Annotated in this window: 17 protein-coding genes; 8 read left to right on the plus strand and 9 right to left on the minus strand. The window is 69.6% G+C overall.

The features are described 5' to 3' along the window. Positions 1 to 2: 2 nt before the first annotated feature. The 4 genes from ACG02S_RS03230 to ACG02S_RS03245 all read left to right on the plus strand — a co-directional run bounded on the left by ACG02S_RS03230 (position 3) and on the right by ACG02S_RS03245 (position 4,215). Positions 3 to 446: a BON domain-containing protein gene (locus ACG02S_RS03230; RefSeq protein ID WP_394469003.1), complete on the plus strand. Its 444-nt coding sequence runs from the start codon at positions 3 to 5 to the stop codon at positions 444 to 446. A gap of 135 nt (positions 447 to 581) precedes the next feature. After that, positions 582 to 1,619 (plus strand): branched-chain amino acid ABC transporter permease, encoded by a 1,038-nt coding sequence (locus ACG02S_RS03235; protein ID WP_394469004.1) that lies wholly within the window; start codon positions 582 to 584, stop codon positions 1,617 to 1,619. A gap of 5 nt (positions 1,620 to 1,624) precedes the next feature. Next, on the plus strand, positions 1,625 to 3,487 hold the full coding sequence (locus ACG02S_RS03240) for a branched-chain amino acid ABC transporter ATP-binding protein/permease (protein WP_394469005.1): 1,863 nt from the start codon (positions 1,625 to 1,627) through the stop codon (positions 3,485 to 3,487). Then, positions 3,484 to 4,215, plus strand: coding sequence for an ABC transporter ATP-binding protein (locus ACG02S_RS03245; RefSeq protein ID WP_394469006.1), 732 nt, complete (start codon positions 3,484 to 3,486; stop codon positions 4,213 to 4,215). The genes ACG02S_RS03240 and ACG02S_RS03245 overlap by 4 nt, the downstream gene beginning before the upstream one ends. Before the next feature lie 84 nt (positions 4,216 to 4,299). Here the strand turns inward: ACG02S_RS03245 and ACG02S_RS03250 are convergent, their stop codons facing one another. Beyond that, entirely contained in the window at positions 4,300 to 4,902 is a 603-nt protein-coding gene (locus tag ACG02S_RS03250) for a DUF938 domain-containing protein (protein ID WP_394469007.1), read from the minus strand. Positions 4,903 to 5,024: 122 nt separating this feature from the next. On the opposite strand from ACG02S_RS03250, the gene ACG02S_RS03255 reads away from it, so the two are divergent. Together ACG02S_RS03255 and ACG02S_RS03260 are read left to right on the plus strand one after the other, a co-directional pair. Then, the gene (locus tag ACG02S_RS03255) at positions 5,025 to 5,648 is read left to right on the plus strand and encodes a glutathione S-transferase family protein (RefSeq protein WP_394469008.1); all 624 of its coding nucleotides are present in this window, start codon (positions 5,025 to 5,027) and stop codon (positions 5,646 to 5,648) included. 5 nt (positions 5,649 to 5,653) lie between these two features. After that, on the plus strand, positions 5,654 to 6,565 hold the full coding sequence (locus ACG02S_RS03260) for a pyridoxamine 5'-phosphate oxidase family protein (protein WP_394469009.1): 912 nt from the start codon (positions 5,654 to 5,656) through the stop codon (positions 6,563 to 6,565). Positions 6,566 to 6,666: 101 nt separating this feature from the next. Here the strand turns inward: ACG02S_RS03260 and ACG02S_RS03265 are convergent, their stop codons facing one another. The 4 genes from ACG02S_RS03265 to ACG02S_RS03280 all read right to left on the minus strand — a co-directional run bounded on the left by ACG02S_RS03265 (position 6,667) and on the right by ACG02S_RS03280 (position 9,985). After that, the gene (locus ACG02S_RS03265; protein WP_394469010.1) at positions 6,667 to 7,410 is read right to left on the minus strand and encodes a hypothetical protein; all 744 of its coding nucleotides are present in this window, start codon (positions 7,408 to 7,410) and stop codon (positions 6,667 to 6,669) included. Between the two features lie 134 nt (positions 7,411 to 7,544). Beyond that, complete coding sequence (locus tag ACG02S_RS03270; protein WP_394469011.1) at positions 7,545 to 8,444, minus strand: LysR family transcriptional regulator; 900 nt, start codon at positions 8,442 to 8,444, stop codon at positions 7,545 to 7,547. Positions 8,445 to 8,488: 44 nt separating this feature from the next. Beyond that, positions 8,489 to 9,358, minus strand: a complete 870-nt coding sequence (locus ACG02S_RS03275) for a pirin family protein (RefSeq protein ID WP_394469012.1) — start codon at positions 9,356 to 9,358, stop codon at positions 8,489 to 8,491. A gap of 21 nt (positions 9,359 to 9,379) precedes the next feature. Then, entirely contained in the window at positions 9,380 to 9,985 is a 606-nt protein-coding gene (locus tag ACG02S_RS03280; RefSeq protein ID WP_394469013.1) for an FMN-dependent NADH-azoreductase, read from the minus strand. Positions 9,986 to 10,230: 245 nt separating this feature from the next. On the opposite strand from ACG02S_RS03280, the gene ACG02S_RS03285 reads away from it, so the two are divergent. After that, complete coding sequence (locus tag ACG02S_RS03285; RefSeq protein WP_394469014.1) at positions 10,231 to 11,154, plus strand: LysR family transcriptional regulator; 924 nt, start codon at positions 10,231 to 10,233, stop codon at positions 11,152 to 11,154. Here the strand turns inward: ACG02S_RS03285 and ACG02S_RS03290 are convergent. The 3 genes from ACG02S_RS03290 to ACG02S_RS03300 all read right to left on the minus strand — a co-directional run bounded on the left by ACG02S_RS03290 (position 11,116) and on the right by ACG02S_RS03300 (position 13,608). Beyond that, positions 11,116 to 12,123 (minus strand): SGNH/GDSL hydrolase family protein, encoded by a 1,008-nt coding sequence (locus ACG02S_RS03290; protein ID WP_394469015.1) that lies wholly within the window; start codon positions 12,121 to 12,123, stop codon positions 11,116 to 11,118. The genes ACG02S_RS03285 and ACG02S_RS03290 overlap by 39 nt on opposite strands. A 122-nt stretch (positions 12,124 to 12,245) precedes the next feature. Beyond that, entirely contained in the window at positions 12,246 to 13,037 is a 792-nt protein-coding gene (locus ACG02S_RS03295) for an energy transducer TonB (RefSeq protein ID WP_394469016.1), read from the minus strand. A gap of 160 nt (positions 13,038 to 13,197) precedes the next feature. Further along, the gene (locus ACG02S_RS03300; protein WP_394469017.1) at positions 13,198 to 13,608 is read right to left on the minus strand and encodes a MerR family transcriptional regulator; all 411 of its coding nucleotides are present in this window, start codon (positions 13,606 to 13,608) and stop codon (positions 13,198 to 13,200) included. A gap of 51 nt (positions 13,609 to 13,659) precedes the next feature. On the opposite strand from ACG02S_RS03300, the gene ACG02S_RS03305 reads away from it, so the two are divergent. Next, on the plus strand, positions 13,660 to 14,718 hold the full coding sequence (locus tag ACG02S_RS03305) for an MBL fold metallo-hydrolase (RefSeq protein WP_394469018.1): 1,059 nt from the start codon (positions 13,660 to 13,662) through the stop codon (positions 14,716 to 14,718). Between the two features lie 193 nt (positions 14,719 to 14,911). On the opposite strand, the gene ACG02S_RS03310 is transcribed toward ACG02S_RS03305, so the two are convergent. Next, positions 14,912 to 15,721, minus strand: a complete 810-nt coding sequence (locus ACG02S_RS03310) for a M48 family metallopeptidase (protein ID WP_394469019.1) — start codon at positions 15,719 to 15,721, stop codon at positions 14,912 to 14,914. Between the last annotated feature and the right edge of the window lie 2 nt (positions 15,722 to 15,723).

Consider the following 15,723-nt stretch of genomic DNA (forward strand, 5'->3'; position numbering starts at 1 on the left):
TCATGATGACCCCCGCCACCAAACGCATTTCCCTGTTGTCCGCCGTGGCCCTGGCCGCTGCGCTGACCGCCTGCAGCAAGAAGGAAGACGACATGACCGCCGGGCAGCGCCTGGACGGTGCTGTCGCCGAAGCCAAGCAGGCCGCCGCCGAGACCCGCCAGGACGCCAAGGAAGCGATGGCCGGCGCCGAGGCCACGGCCGAGCGTGCCGCCGCCGACGCGTCGCAGGCCACCAGCGACGTGGGCATCACGGCCAAGGTCAACGCCGCGCTTGTGGCGGACGACAAGCTGAAGGCCACGCAGATCAATGTCGACACCCGCGAAGGCATGGTCACGTTGACGGGCAAGGCGCCTGACTCGCAGTCCCGCGAGCGCGCGACCACGCTGGCTTCCGCCGTGGACGGTGTGAAGCACGTCAACAACCAGCTGGTCGTCAGCGCGAGCTGATCCATCCCGCGGTGATCGACGGGGCGCCCCTTCGCGGGGCGCCCTTTTTGTATCTGCGGCGTGGCGTCGGGTAATACCCGACCGATCGGTCGGCAAATGGTTTTACTATCGCTGCTCACTCGTTGCTGAGCCGCCATGGACTTCACGATTGCCGCCATCCTGGGCCTGGACGGGCTGACCAACGGGGCCATCTACGCCCTCGTCGCGCTGGCCCTGGTACTGGTGTTTTCGGTCACCCGCGTCATCTTCATCCCGCAGGGCGAGTTCGTCGCATTCGGCGCTCTGACGCTGGCGGCCCTGCAGCTGGGCAAGGTGCCCGGCACCGTGTGGCTGCTGGTGATGCTGGCCGTCGCGGGCGCCGTGCTGGACACCGTGCAGGCCATCCGCGAGCGCTGGGCGTTCGGGCGCATCGCGCGGCGGCAGGTGGGCGCGGTCGTCGTGCCGCTGCTGATCGCGTGGGTCACGCGCTGGTTGGCGCCCCAGCAGCCGCCGCTGCTGGTGCAGGTGCTGCTGACGCTGGCCCTGGTCACGGCCATGGGCCCCCTGCTGTACCGCGTGGCCTACCGCGCGCTGTCGGGCGCCAGCGTGCTGACGTTGCTGATCGTGTCGGTCGGCGTGCACTTCGCGCTGACGGGCATCGGCCTGGTGTTCTTCGGGGCCGAGGGTTACCGCACGCCGGCGTTCTGGGACGCCCGCTTCGACGCCGGGCCGCTGAGCTTCACGGGGCAGACGTTGATCATCTTCGGCGCCTCCATCGCGCTGATCGCCGCGCTGTTCCTGTTCTTCGAGCGCACGCTGGCGGGCAAGGCGCTGCGTGCCACGTCGGTGAACCGCACCGGCGCGCGGTTGATGGGCATCTCGGGCGACGCGGCGGGGTCGTTGAGCTTCACGATGGCCGCCTTCATCGGCGCACTGTCGGGGCTGCTGATTTCGCCGTCCACCACCATCTACTATGACACCGGCTTCCTGATCGGCCTGAAGGGCTTCGTCGCCGCGGTGTTCGCGGGCCTGGCCAGCTTCCCGATGGCACTAGCCGGTGCCATCGGCGTGGGCCTGATCGAGAGCTTCGGCTCCTTCTGGGCCAGCGCGTTCAAGGAGGTCATCGTGTTCACGGTGATCCTGCCCATCCTGCTGTGGCGGTCCTTCGTGGACCCGCACCACGAAGAGCATTGAAGACCATGAAGCGTTTCCATCTTGCGGCGGTCGCCGCCGTCGTGGTGCTGCTGTTGCCGCTGCTGCCGGTGCCGGATTTCTGGATCACGCAGCTGAACTACATCGGCCTGTTCTCCCTGGTGGTGCTGGGCCTGGTGCTGCTGACCGGCGTGGGCGGCCTGACTTCCTTCGGCCAGGCTGCGTTCGCCGGCGTGGGTGCCTACGCCACCGGCTACCTGTCCGTCGTGATGGGCCTGTCGCCGTGGCTGGGGCTGGTGGCGGGCGTGGCTGTCACGGGGGTGCTGGCGCTGTTGATCGGCATGTTGACGTTGCGCATGTCGGGCCACTACCTGCCGCTGGCCACCATCTGCTGGTGCCTGGCGCTGTACTACCTGATCGGCAACCTGGACGCCTTGGGCAAGTACGACGGGCTGCTGGGCCTGCCGGCGGTGCAGCTGGGCGACTTCAGCTTCCAGAGCGAGCGACGCATCTACTGGCTGATATGGATCGCCGCGTTGCTGGCGGCCTTGGGCGTCACGCGGCTGCTGGACTCGCGGCCGGGCCGCATCATGCGCGCGCTGAACACCCACCGCGGCGGCGGCGCCACCATGCCCGAGGCCATGGGCGCCTCCACCTTCCGCTACAAGCTGACGATGTTCGTCATCGCGGCGCTGCTGGCCTCGGTATCGGGCTGGCTGTACGCGCACATGCAGCGCAGCGTGAACCCGTCGCCGTTCGGCATCAAGTTTGGCATCGAGTACCTGTTCATGGCCGTCATCGGCGGCATTGCCACGGTGGGCGGCGCGTTCACCGGCGCGGCGCTGGTCAAGCTGGCCGAAGACCAGCTGAAGGTCTGGCTGCCGATGGTCTTCGGCGGCTCGGGCAATTACGAGATCATCGTGTTCGGCATCGCGTTGGTGCTGGTGCTGCGCTTCGCGCCCGATGGCCTGTGGCCGCTGGTGTCGCGCTGGCTGCCGGGGCGCCCCGTCAAGCCGGTGGACGAGGATGCCCCGAAGCTCAGCGCACGCAGCCACCCGCCGCGCGGCGCACCGCTGCTGGAGGTGCGCAAGATCAGGAAGGCCTTTGGCGGGCTCACCGCCGTCAACGACATCAGCTTCACCATCCGCGCCGGCGACATCGTGGGCCTTATCGGCCCCAACGGCGCGGGCAAGAGCACCACCTTCAACCTCATCTCCGGCGTGCTGCCACTGACGAGCGGCGAGGTCGAGCTGCTCGGTCAGCGCGTGGACGGCCGCGCCAGCCGCGACATCGCACGTGCGGGCCTGAGCCGCACCTTCCAGCATGTGAAGCTGGTGCCCGACATGACGGTCCTGGAGAACGTCGCGGTGGGCACCTACCTGCGCACGAAGACCGGCACGCTGCGCGCGATGCTGGGCCTGAACGGCGCCGAGGAAGCCCAGGCCCGCGCCGAGGCGCTGCGCCAGTTGAGGCGCATCGGCCTGGAGAACCAGGCGCACGAGCTGGCCGGCAACCTGGCGCTAGGCCCGCAACGCCTGGTGGAGATTGCCCGCGCACTGGCCAGCGACCCGTCGCTGCTGCTGCTGGACGAACCCGCCGCCGGCCTGCGCCACCAGGAAAAGGAAGCGCTGGCCGAGGTGCTGCGGCAGCTGAAGGCCGAGGGCCTGTCGCTGCTGCTGGTGGAGCACGACATGGACTTCGTCATGAAGCTGACCGACCGCATCGTCGTCATGGAGTTCGGCCGCTGGCTGATGGAAGGCACGCCGGCCGAGGTGCAGGCCAGCCCGGCCGTGCGTGCCGCGTACCTGGGGGCGGACGACTTGCCGGACGAGCGCCGGGCCACTCCCAAGCCGGCCGGCCTCCCCTTGGGGGATGGGCCGACGTACTCGTCGGACGAGGGGCGGGTATGAGCGCTCTCCTTGAAGTCGCTGATCTGCACGCTGGCTACGGCCGCGCCGAAGTGCTGCATGGCCTGAGCTTTGCCGCGCAGGAGAAAAGCGTCGTCACCGTCATCGGCCCCAACGGCGCGGGCAAGAGCACGCTGCTGGGCGCGCTGATGGGCCTGATCCCGTCGCGCAGCGCCACGCTGCGCTTCGCCGGTGAAGACATCGCGCCGCTGACGCTCGAAGAGCGCGTGCTGGCCGGCCTTGCGCTGGTGCCAGAGAAGCGCGAGCTGTTCGGCACCATGACGGTCGAGGACAACCTGCTGCTGGGCGGCTGGCGACCCAGGAAGCTGGGCGACAAGCGCTGGCGCGACGGGCTGGACAGCGTCTACACGCGCTTCCCGCGGCTGAAGGAGCGCCGCGCGCAGCAGGCCGGCACCTTGTCCGGCGGCGAACGCCAGATGCTGGCCCTGGGCCGCGCGCTGATGGGCCAACCCAAGCTGCTGATGCTCGATGAACCCAGCCTGGGCCTGGCACCGCTGATCGTGCGAGAGATCTTCGCCATCGTCGAAGACCTGCGCGCTAGCGGCGTCAGCCTGCTGCTGGTGGAGCAGAACGCCCGCGCCGCACTGCGCGTGGCGGACCACGGGCATGTGCTGGAGACCGGTGAGTTCGGGCTGAGCGGGCCGGCGGATCAACTGGCGGCGGACCCGCGGGTGATCGAGACCTATCTCGGGGCCGGGCGAAAGGACTGACCTCGCTCCCGAGGCCATGGCTCTTTCCAGGGTCCGATGGTCTTGCGTCTTTGCTATCGCGGTGGTTCGAGCGGCGGCGCGTGGTCAGCCAGCTCGCGCCCACACCAGCAGCTTGTTGTTCGCTGGCATGTCGCGCCGCTCGCGCAGGCTCAGTCCGACGGCCGCTGCTTGATCCGCCACGTCTTGGAAGCGGCGAATGCCCCAGGCCGCATTGCGCGCCCGCAGATCGGCATCGAACGCCAGATTGCTCGGGGCTGTCGGCTCGTCGTCCAGCAGGTACGGCCCGTACGTGATCAGCGATCCTCCCGGCGCCAGGTGCCGCGCCGCGCCTTGCATCAAGCCCGCCGTGCAGGGCCACGGCGCGATGTGGATCATGTTGGCGCAGTAGATCGCGTCGACCTGCGCCGGCACGCCGGGCCAGTCGGCGGCCAGCACGTCCAGCGTGATCGGTGGCCGCACACGCGCCAGGCCGTTGCACCAAGCGCTGATGGAGGGCAGGGCGGCGGGCTCGAAGTCGCTCGGCTGCCACTGCCAGCCGGGCAGGCCTGCGCTGAAGAAGGCCGCATGCTGACCGGTGCCGCTGGCGATTTCCAGCATCACGCCGGTGGACGGCAGCAGGTGCTGCAGCGCGGCCAGGATGGGTGGGCCGTTGCGTTCGGCGGCGGGGCTGTGGCGGCGGGCGGTCATGGCGTGATTGTCTGGGGAGGCGACTCTTGCCACGCGCCGAAAGAATGACTTGCCGCCCGCGCCGTTTCGCGGCGGCTCCCGGCTCGGCACAGTGAGGCCCATCGCCTTCAACGGAGCCTGCCATGTCCCTCAAGCTGTACCGCCACGCCCTCTCCGGCCATGCCCATCGCGCCGAACTGGCGTTATCTCTGCTGGGCCTGCCGCACGAACTCATCGACGTGGACCTCGCGGCCCGCGCGCACAAGGCGCCCGAGTTCGTCGCCCGCCATCCCTTCGGCCAACTGCCGCTGCTGGACGACGACGGCCACTTCGTCTGGGACAGCACCGCCATACTGGTCTACCTGGCGACGAAGTACGACACGGCCGGCCGATGGCTGCCGCACGACGCGGCCGGCCGCGCGGCGGTGCAGGCCTGGCTGTCGGTGGCGTCCAGCCTGATCGCATACGGCCCGGCCGCAGCGCGGCTGGTCACGGTGTTCGGCGCGCGTTTCGATGTCGACGAGGTCATCGACCGTGCGCATGGCCTGTTCAAGGTCATGGAGGGCGAGTTGTCGCGCCGCGCCTTCCTCGTCGGCGAGCACGCAACGCTGGCCGACATCGCCGGCTACAGCTACATCGTCAACGCGCCGGAGGGCAATGTGGACCTGGCGCCCTATCCGGCACTGCGAGCCTGGTTGGCGCGCATCGAGGCGCTGCCGGGCTTCGTGCCGTTCAAGACAACCGTGGCCGGCCTGCGCGCCGCCTGACCGCTATGGACACACCCTTCCACCCCGGCGAAGTCGCCGTGCAGGCGCGCATCGGCATGGCCGAACGCATGGCAGAGATCGGCACCCGCGTCGTGCGCAACCACCTGCCCGAACAGCACCAACGCTTCTACGAGCAGCTGCCCTTCATGCTGGCCGGCAGCGTGGACCCCGCCGGCCGTCCCTGGGCCACGCTGCTGGTGGGGCGGCCGGGCTTCGTGCGCGCTCCGGACGACCGGCACCTGGACTTCGCCGCCACGCCCATCCCCGGCGACCCGGCCGCGGCCGGCATGGTGGCGGGCGCGCCGCTGGGGCTGCTGGGCATCGAGCTGCACACGCGGCGGCGCAACCGCGTCAACGGGCAGCTGCAGGCGGCAGGTCCGCAAGGCCTGCGCCTGCGCGTGCAGCAGACCGTGGGCAACTGCCCGCAGTACATCCAGGGGCGCGAGGTCGACTGGGTGCGCGACGCCGCCGACACGCGGCCGCGCGCCGTCGAACGCGTGGCGGACCTGGCAGGCGATGCGGCCTGGCTGATCGCGTCGGCCGACACGTTGTTCGTCGCTTCACACGCGGGCGCCGCGAGCGATGCGGGCGCCGACGTGTCGCACCGCGGCGGCCCCGCTGGCTTTGTCGTGCAGGAGGACGAGCGGACGCTGCTGGTGCCCGACTACGCTGGCAACCGCATGTTCATGACGCTCGGCAACCTGGAGGCCGATGGCCGCGCGGGCCTGCTGTTCATCGACTTCGAGCGCGGCGACCTGCTGACGCTGACCGGCCGTGCCGACATCGTCTGGGACGGACCGTTGCCGGACGGCGCCGAGCGCGCGTGGCGTTTCCATCTCGACGAGGCCTGGTGGCTGCGCGACGCGCTGCCGCTGCGCTGGCGGTTTCGCGATTGGGCGCCGCAGAACCGTGGGTGATTGGTGCTGACGGCGGGTGACGCGTCGAAAAGGGGGCGCTTGGCAGGCTGGAAGCCGCGCCTGCCAGGCCGTCCGTTGTCAACCGAGTGGGATGTGGCGCGCTAGAGCGCTGCCGCATCAAGCGAGATCGTCCGCGCGACCTTGCCCTTGTCGTCCAGCATCTGAATGCTCGGCCTGCCATCCGCCGTGACAAGCAGCAACAGCCGAGGCCGCCCCTGTGCATCGCTCAATTGCAAAGCTGAGGCGCGGTCGGCTGTGGTCCCGATGCGCACCCGGTTCTGCGGCAGCAAGCCCTCTGCCCGCAGCTTGGCCATCTCGGCCCGGCGCTCCTCGGTCGGCAGTGTCGAGAACTCGCGCATCATTTCCTTGCGTTGCGGCAGGTCCAGCTTGAGCGGGTCTGCTTCGTCGTTGATGGCGATTTCAGTGCGGACCCGTCCATCCTGTTCAGCATGAAGCAGCTGGAGCACCTGGTCCGTCCGGAAACGGTCGAATGTCAGGCTGAGGCCGGCATTCACCTTGCCGTCCGCACCGATGGCACCCTTCTGGATCAGCCCGCCGTTCTCCGTGCCTTCATCGTTGATGAAAAGCATGCCCGCCATGGTGCGTCGATCGGGTCTTGGCTGTTCGGCACCCTTCCACGGGGTGCCCGGGAACTGCTCGCGGTTGGAGATGACCATGCGCAAGCTTCCATCAGGCTCGCGGATGTTGATGCGACCCACGTCGATCTCTTCGAACTTGCTCGGCGGCGCCTTGGCGCCGGTCAAAAGTGTGACGGCGGCGATGAGTGTGGCGCAGGCAGTCATGCCGGCAAAAAAGCTTCGTGTTCGGCTCAAAACGATCTCCATGCAGAAAGGAACCACAGCCTAGCGACTGGAGTCACAGACGATCTGCAGGTGATCCCACCCAAACGACGCTTCGTCGGATTCCGCGCTTGGTGAGCCCGGTGGGAGTGACGGGCGACCACCCCGGTTCGCGCTGCTCAACGCAGCGCCGCATTGCCCCGCAGCATCTCCACCGCCAGGTCCACGAAGGCGCGCACCTTTTGCGTCACGTGCCGGCCCTCCCGGTGCAGCACATGCACCGGGATCGCCGGTGTCTCGTAGTCAGGCAGCAGCAGCTGCAGCGAGCCGCTGGCGAGGTCGTCGGCCACCTGGTAGCTGACGAGGCGCGCGATGCCCAACCCCGTCAGCGCAGCCGTGCGGGCGGCGTCGTTGGTGGTGGTGCGCAGGCGCGGGCGGATGCGCTGCACCACCGGCCGACCGGCGTGGGTGAAGCGCCACTCGGGGTAGGGTGACACGCCGGTCGGCTGGATGAGCACGTGCCCGGCGAGCTGTGCCGGTGTGGCCGGCCGGCCCTGCGCAGCGAGATAGCTCGGCGTGGCCACCAGCACGCGCCGCACGTGGCCCACGGGGATGGCCTGCAGCGACGAATCGGGCAGCTCGCCGATGCGCACGGCCACGTCCAGGCCCTCGTCGACGAGGTTGACGACGCGGTCGTCGAACAGGCAGTGCGCATCGACCTCGGCATGACGCCGCAGGTAGTCGGCGACGATGGGCGTCACGTGCAGGTTGCCGAACATGGCCGGCGCCGTGACGCTGAGCAGGCCCTTGATCTGCGTGCGGCTGCCGCTGGTGGCGGCGTCCGACTCGCCCACGTCGGCGAGGATGCGCCGACAGTCGTCGGCGTAGCGCGCGCCGGCCTCGGTCACGCGCACGGTGCGCGTCGTGCGGGTCAGCAGCCGCACGCCCAGCCGCGCCTCCAGCTCGGCCACGGCGCGCGTGACGACGGGGGCGGACAGGTCCAGCCGCCGCGCCGCCGCCGCGAAGCCGCCGTGGTCCACCACGGCGACGAACACCTCCATCGCTTGGAGGCGGTCCATCAGCAGGTGCGCATCGGTCCGGTCATGGGGGACCGATTCTCACCCTAGGCCAGGCGACCGGCCTGGAAGTCACGCACTGCCTGCACCAGCTCGGCCTCGGTGTTCATGACGAACGGGCCGTACTGCGCGATAGGTTCGCCCAGTGGCTTACCGGCCACCAGGATGGCCCGCGTGGGCTCGTCGCCTGCCTGGAGCCGCACGCCGTCGCTGCCGGGCGTGTTGGCCAGGATGGCCATGCGGCCCTCGCGCTGCAGGCAGCCGCTGTCGAACTTCAGCGCGCCTTGGTAAACGTAGACGAAGGCGTTGTGCGTGGCCGGCAATGGTTGCTCGAAGCGGGCGCCAGGTGCGAGGTGCAGGTCCAGGTACAGCGGCTCGGTGACCTCGCGCTGCACGGCACCCTGCACGCCATGGCTGTCGCCAGCAATGACGCGCACGGTCACGCCCTCGCGCTCGTACTGCGGCACGTCGGCGCCCTGCACGTCCAGGTACCAAGGGTCGCGCAGCTTGTCCTTGGCGGGCAGGTTCAGCCACAGCTGGAAGCCGGACATGCGGCCTTCGCGTTGCTCGGGCAGTTCGCTGTGGATGACGCCGCGGCCGGCCGTCATCCATTGCACGCCGCCGTCCGACACCAGGCCCTCGTTGCCTGCCGAGTCGCGGTGGCGGATGCGGCCCTGCAGCATGTAGGTGATGGTCTCGAAGCCCCGGTGCGGGTGGTCGGGGAAGCCGGCGACATAGTCATCCGGGTTCTCCGAGCCGAACGCGTCCAGCATCAGGAAGGGGTCCAGCCGGCGCTGCAGGTTGTTCGTCAGCACGCGGTTCAACTTGACGCCCGCACCGTCGCTGGTCGGCTGACCGGCGACGAGGCGTTCGACCTCGCGCGGTTGGGCGAGAAGGGAAGTGGCGACGGTGCTCATGGCGGTTTCCTCAGTGGGTCATCAAGTGGAAAGCAGTTCGGTGATGCGGGAGCGGGCGTTGGCCAGGCCTTGCTCGGCAGCGAAGGCCATGCCCTCGGCGTAGACGAACTCGACGTCCGTCATGCCCAGGAAGGCCAGCACGGTGCGCAGGTAAGGCGTCATCTGGTCGCTGGGCTGGTCGCGGTGGATGCCGCCGCGGCTGGTCACGATGTAGACCTGCTTGCCCGTCACCAGGCCCTCGGCGCCCTTTTCGGTGTACTTGAAGGTGACGCCGGCGCGGGCCACGGCGTCGACCCAGTTCTTGAACTGGGCGGTCACGCTGAAGTTGTACATGGGCACGCCGATGACGATGACGTCGGCGGCCTGCAGCTCGGCGATCAGCGCGTCGTCCATCGCGACGCGTGAGGCCTGCTCGGGCGTGCGCTGGTCGGCCGGCGTGAACAGGGCGCCCAGTGCGGCTTCGTCCAGCACGGGGTGCGGCGTCAGCGCCAGGTCGCGCACCGTCACGGTGGCTTCGGGCGAGGCGGCGCGCAGGCCGGCGGTCAGCTCGTTGGCCAGGCGGGTCGAGGTGGATCCTTGGTCGTCCTGGGTGCGGCGGGCGCTGGCGTTGATCTGCAAGAGGTTCATTCGGGGCTCCTGGTGGGGCGTGTTGCGATGGAATGAACTCTAGGACTGGCTAATCAACGGCAGAAGTCGCCGGATTGCATAAGATTGTTCTGTCAATGGATCAATGAAGAGCCCCTCGTCCAAGGATTACCTTGGCCGGTCCCCCGAGGGGACGGCGATGCTTGCCGGATTGACCGGCAAGCACATCGCGAGGGCGGACCGGCTTGGCAGCGGCCCGGCGCTCGGCCCGCAATGGAGAGAGAGAGATGGAACCCGATGCCGACGACCTGCTGCTGTTCGCCCGCGTCATGGAGGCCGGCAGTTTCAGCCGCGCCGCCGAGCGGGTGCGCTGGCCCAAGAGCACGGTGTCGCGCCGCATCGCGGCACTGGAGACGCGCCTGGGCGAGAAGCTGCTGCAGCGCACGACGCGTAAGCTGGCGCTGACGGATTTCGGTGCCGGTGTGCTGGAGCACGCGCGCGTTGTCGCGGCCGAGGTGGACGGGGCGCTGGCGCTGGCACTGCACCGCCAGCGCAAGCCCAGCGGGCGGCTGCGGGTCAGCATGCCGGCAGACTTCGCGGAGCAGGTGGCCTCGCGGATGCTGGCCGACTTCGCGATCCACTACCCCGAGGTGCAACTGACGCTGGACCTGACGCCACGGCGCGTGGACATCATCGGCGAAGGTTTCGACCTCGCCATCCGCATGGGCACGCTGGACGAGGACAGCCAGCTGGCTGCGCGCCGGCTGGCGACGACGCACTGGGCGCTGTACGCGTCGTCGGACTACCTGGCCCGCGTCGGTGAGCCGCTGCTGCCGCAGGCGCTGGACAGCATGCACGCGCTGATGCTGATGAGCCGCACCGGCGAGGCCGTGCCCTGGCAGCTCAGCCGGCTGGACGCCTCCGGCGGCGAGCCGGTCGTCGTGAAGCCGGCGCAGCGCACGCTGGCGAACTCGCCCAGCGTGCTGGCGCAGATGGCGCTGAGCGGCGTGGGCATTGCCGGCGTCGACCGGCTGATGGTGCAGCACTCGCTGGCGTTCGGTAGCCTGCAGCGCGTGCTGCCGGACTGGCAGTTGCCCGGCTCGACGGCCTGGGCCGTGTTCCCGGAGCGGCGGCTGATGCCGCTGCGCACCCGGGTGTTTCTGGAGGCGATGTCAGCGCTGCTGGCGGGCTGCCCGGCGCCGGGCGCCTAGCGCGGCGAACAGGCCCACGGCGATCAGAGCGGCCATGTCCGGCTCCGGCAGCGGGATGACGCGCGCCACGGCGGCAGCCAGTTGCGCGTGGCCCAGCGTGGTCGGGTGGATGGCATCCCAGAACAGGGCCGTGTCCACGCTGCAGTTGTTGACGGCGGCGCCGCAGGCATCGGTGACGTTGTCGAACACGTTGGAGGCAACGGCCTCGTGCAGGAAGCCAAACATGTCGAACACTGTCGCGCCGGTGGGTGCCAGGGCTTGCCCTAGCCCGGCGTTCATGGCTGCCGACAGCTGGGTGGCGGCGTCGGCCACCGGCGTGATGCCGCGCACCATCGGTGTCAGGCCGAAGTCTGGCGTGTTCAGCACCAGCACATGCTGGGCGCCCAGACCGCGCAGCGTGCCGACCATGGTGGCCATGTCGGACACGTAGCCGGCCACCGTGGCGGCGAAGACTGCGGCCGGGTCCAGCGCCGGGTTCGCCGCCAGCGCTTCCAGCGCCACGCGCACGTTGTTGCCGCCGCCGGCCACGACGTAGAGGCCGTTGGGGTCGATGACCGTGGTGGGGTTGTTCAGGTACCAGCCCAGCTGCGTGGTCATGCTGTAAGGGAAGCCGTCGGGCGTCTCGTTGCCGTTCAGCCCGGTCTGCGCGCCGCCGTAGGCGTAGTTGCCGCCACCGGCCATCGAGGGGGCCAGGCCGACCCCCAGCGTCTCGGCCAGGTACTGCGTCCAGACCTTGCCGTTGGAGTACGTGCCGGCGTCGGAGGTCAGCTTGCTGTAGAACTGGTTGTCCGAAATGACCACCGGAGGCACGGTGCCGCCATAGGCCTGTGCCAGCAGCAGCGCATTGTTGCCGCTGTCCGAGAGGCTGTCACCGATGACCACCATGCGGGTGTAGGGCGCGGCGTGCGCAGCCAGTGCGGCGCAGAGGCCAAGACCCGCGAGGGCGCGGGCGAGCGATCGGATCGACATGGGAACTCCCTGTTGTGCAGTGCACGGCTGGATGCCGTGCGTCGCGCGGGAGCATCCCGGGGCGCCCAGGGGGCGTCAAGCCCGCGACCAGGCGGGTGTCGCGCAAAAGGCGCGCGCCCTCCCTACTCTGTGTCGTTGTTGAACGCCACCTGAACCGCCGCCTCGCGTGCCCGCGGGATGGGCGCGAAGCGCCACTGCCGAATCGCGTCGACGGCCGCGGAGCCCAGGCGCACATGGCTGGCCTTCAGCACCTGCGCCTTGCTGACGCTGCCGTCGGGAGCGACGGTGAACTGCACCTGCGCGAAGCCGTTGCGGATCGACTGGGTGAGCAACTGCCGGGGAATGGCGGGCTCGACCTTGGTCAGCAGCTTGAGCTGCGCCTCTTCGGGCTCTGCCGGTGCGGACGCGGGCTGCGTCACGCGCGCAGCGGTCGCCAGCGGCGCAGCGGCCGTGGGACTGGGTGCGGCGGCGGCCAGCACGACGGGGCCGGGTTCGGGGTCCGGCTCGACCGTGGCCGTGGCGGCAGGGGCAGGGCCTGCGGCGGGTTCGGGTACGGCCGCTGGCGGCGGGGTCGTTGCGGTCTCCGCAATGGCGACGGTACTCGGCTCCGGCCGCGGGGCCAGCGCCGCAGGGGCGGGGGCAGGCTTGGGGGCGGCGGCCTGGATGGGTTTGCGGGGCGCGGGTGGTGGTGGCGCAGGCGCGGCCGCTGGCGCCGGTGAGGGTGCCGGTGCGCCGCCCTGCCGCGTGGCGCCCTTCTCGCCGTTGAGCTTGATCCAATGGAAGACGGCGTCAGCCGCCTTCTGGGCGCGCTCCAGCCCGGCCGCGGGCTTGGGCGCCTCGGCGGCCTGGGCGAGGACGTGCTGCGAGGACAGCGTCCATGTCAGGGCGGTCGCGAGTGCTGTCAGGGTCAGCACCCGAGGTGGGCGAGGTCCGGGCTTGTTCACAACGACTGCTCCGCAGAATGCGTGTTCTCGGGAGATTCTCAAGTGGCTGGACTCTAGTGAGGCTGCCAATCCCGTGAAGAGAGGGTTTGCCCCTCGAAGTGTGCAGTTTCAAACGCTCTGAACGAGCGCATCAGGCCTCGGCGAGCAAGGCGCGGCAGCGCTTCTCGTGCTGCTGGATCTCGGCCAGCGTGATCTCGATGTCGTCGCGCTGCTGTTCGAGCTGTTCGCGGTGCCGCGCCAGCGTGGCCAGGAACGCGCGCAGCTGCGGCGCAGCGCTGGCCTGGCTGTCGTACATGTCGACCAGCTGCTTGATTTCCTGCAGCGCCAGCCCGAGGCGCTTGCCGCGCAGCGTCAGCTTCAGCCGCGTGCGGTCGCGCGGGCCGTAGACGCGGTTGCGGCCATGGCGGCCGGGCTGCAGCAGGCCGGCTTCCTCGTAAAAGCGGATGGCGCGCGGCGTGATGTCGAACTCCGCGGCGAGCTGCGTGATCGTGAAAGTCTGCGGCGCGTCGGTCGCGGCAGAGACAGGCTTTCGGGATGGCATGGCTAAACTGACTTGACGTTAACGTCAGTCTAAGACCTGCTGAGCAGCACCATGGCCAACGCCCGCGAATCCGAACTGCACTACCCCCTCGGCGAAACCCTGCCTCAAGCCGGCGAGGCGCTGGATCTGGCCCCGGGCCTGCGCTGGGTGCGCATGGGCCTGCCGTTCGCGCTGGACCACATCAACCTGTGGCTGCTGCGCGACCGGATCGATGGCGTTGACGGCTGGACCATCGTCGACTGCGGCATCGCCAGCGACGCGACACGCGACAACTGGGAGACCGTTTTCGCGAGCCGGCTGGACGGCCTTCCGGTGCTGCGCGTGATGGCCACGCATTTCCACCCGGACCACCTGGGCCTGGCGCACTGGCTGACCGAGCGATGGGCCTGCCGTTTGTGGATGAGCGCGACGGACTTCAACCTGGCGCGACTGGCCAGCAGCTCGACCGTGGGCATGGGCGGCGCCTCGGCGGCAGCCTTCTTCGGCAGCCACGGGCTCACCGACGAGGACTCCCTGCAGAAGATCCGCGAGCGCGCCGACTACTACCCCAAGATGGTGCCGGTCGTGCCCACGGCGTTCCGCCGGCTGATGGACGGCATGGCGGTGGACATCGGCGGCCGCACCTGGCGCTGCATCGCCGGCTACGGGCATGCGCCGGAGCACATCAGCCTGTTCTGCGAGGCCGGGAAGCTGCTGATCAGCGGCGACATGGTGCTGCCCCGCATCTCGACCAACGTGTCCGTCGTCGACGTGGAGCCCGAGGCCGACCCGCTGAACCTGTACCTGCAGTCGCTGACCCGCTACCTGGACCTGCCCGCCGCCACGTTGGTGCTGCCGTCGCATGGCAAGCCGTTCACCGGCCTGCACCAGCGCATCGACCAGCTGCAGGCGCACCACGACGATCGCTTCGCCGAGGTGATGGCCGCCTGCCGGACCGCGCCGACCCACGCGGCCGGGCTTCTGCCGGTGCTGTTCAAGCGCAAGCTGGACCTGCACCAGACGACCTTCGCGATGGGCGAGTCCATCGCCCACCTGAATGCGCTGTGGCTTAAGGGCGCGCTGACACGGGAACTGGGCGCCGACGGGGTGTACCGCTTCTCTGCGGCCTGACCCAGACGCCAGCACGGGCGGTGAAAATAGAAACGCCGCCCCGGGCAACCGGTGGCGGCGTTCCAGCCTTGGTACCTTCTCTCCCGATTCCACCGGCTGGGCCGGCTGCGGTACCTGTAGTGACAGCGTTGGCGCGAGTGTTGCTGAATGTGAATGCCTGCGGTTCAAGTGGGCGTGGGAATATTCACCATGCTCACTGCGCGACGATGGATTCCTCGCGCAGCGCGTCGCGCGAGCGTTCGAAGTCGGGCAGCACGGAACGAACCGTGTCCCAGAAGGCCGGGCTGTGATTCATCTCGCGCAGGTGGGCCAGTTCGTGGGCCACGACGTAGTCGATGATGGCCGGCGCGAAGTGGATCAGCCGCCAGTTCAGCCGGATGGAACCGTCCGCGCTGGCGCTGCCCCAGCGGGTCTGCGCGGACGACAGCCGCAGCGACTTCATCGCCACACCGAGCTGGTCGGCAAAGCGGTGGCAGCGCGGCAGGAAGTCCTCCGTCGCGCGCGCCTGCAGCCAGGCCTGGGCCAGGTCGCGGATCTGCTCGGCCGACGCGCCGCCCGGCAGTGGCAAGCGCAACTGGCGCGTGGCGGCATCCCACACGACTTCGCGTTCCGATGGCGCAATCACCAGCGTCAGCGGCTCGCCGAGGTAGGGCAGCCGGCCGCCGTCCAGCCATTCGATGCGCGAGGCCTGGATGCGCTGCTGGCGTTCCCGCTGCTCGACCAGCTTGCGCAGGATCCAGTCGCCCTTGTGATGCAGCGCGCGTTCAATCTCGGTGACCGGCACCCAGCGGGGCGCGCTGACGCGCAGGCCTTGCGGCCCGACGACGAAGCCGATGCTGCGCCGCCGCGCGCGCTTGAGCTCGTAGCCGACGCGGTGCTGTCCCAGCCACAGCTCGCGCAGCGAGCGCGGCGCGCCGGGTTCAGCGGGCGTGATCTCCGGCGCCACGTCGAACAGCGACAACTGGCTGTCCTGCAGCAGCGAGGCCGGGCGCTTGGACGGCATGC

The sequence above is a fragment of the Pelomonas dachongensis genome (assembly GCF_043555865.1).
Taxonomy (GTDB): Bacteria; Pseudomonadota; Gammaproteobacteria; order Burkholderiales; family Burkholderiaceae_C; genus Pelomonas; species Pelomonas dachongensis.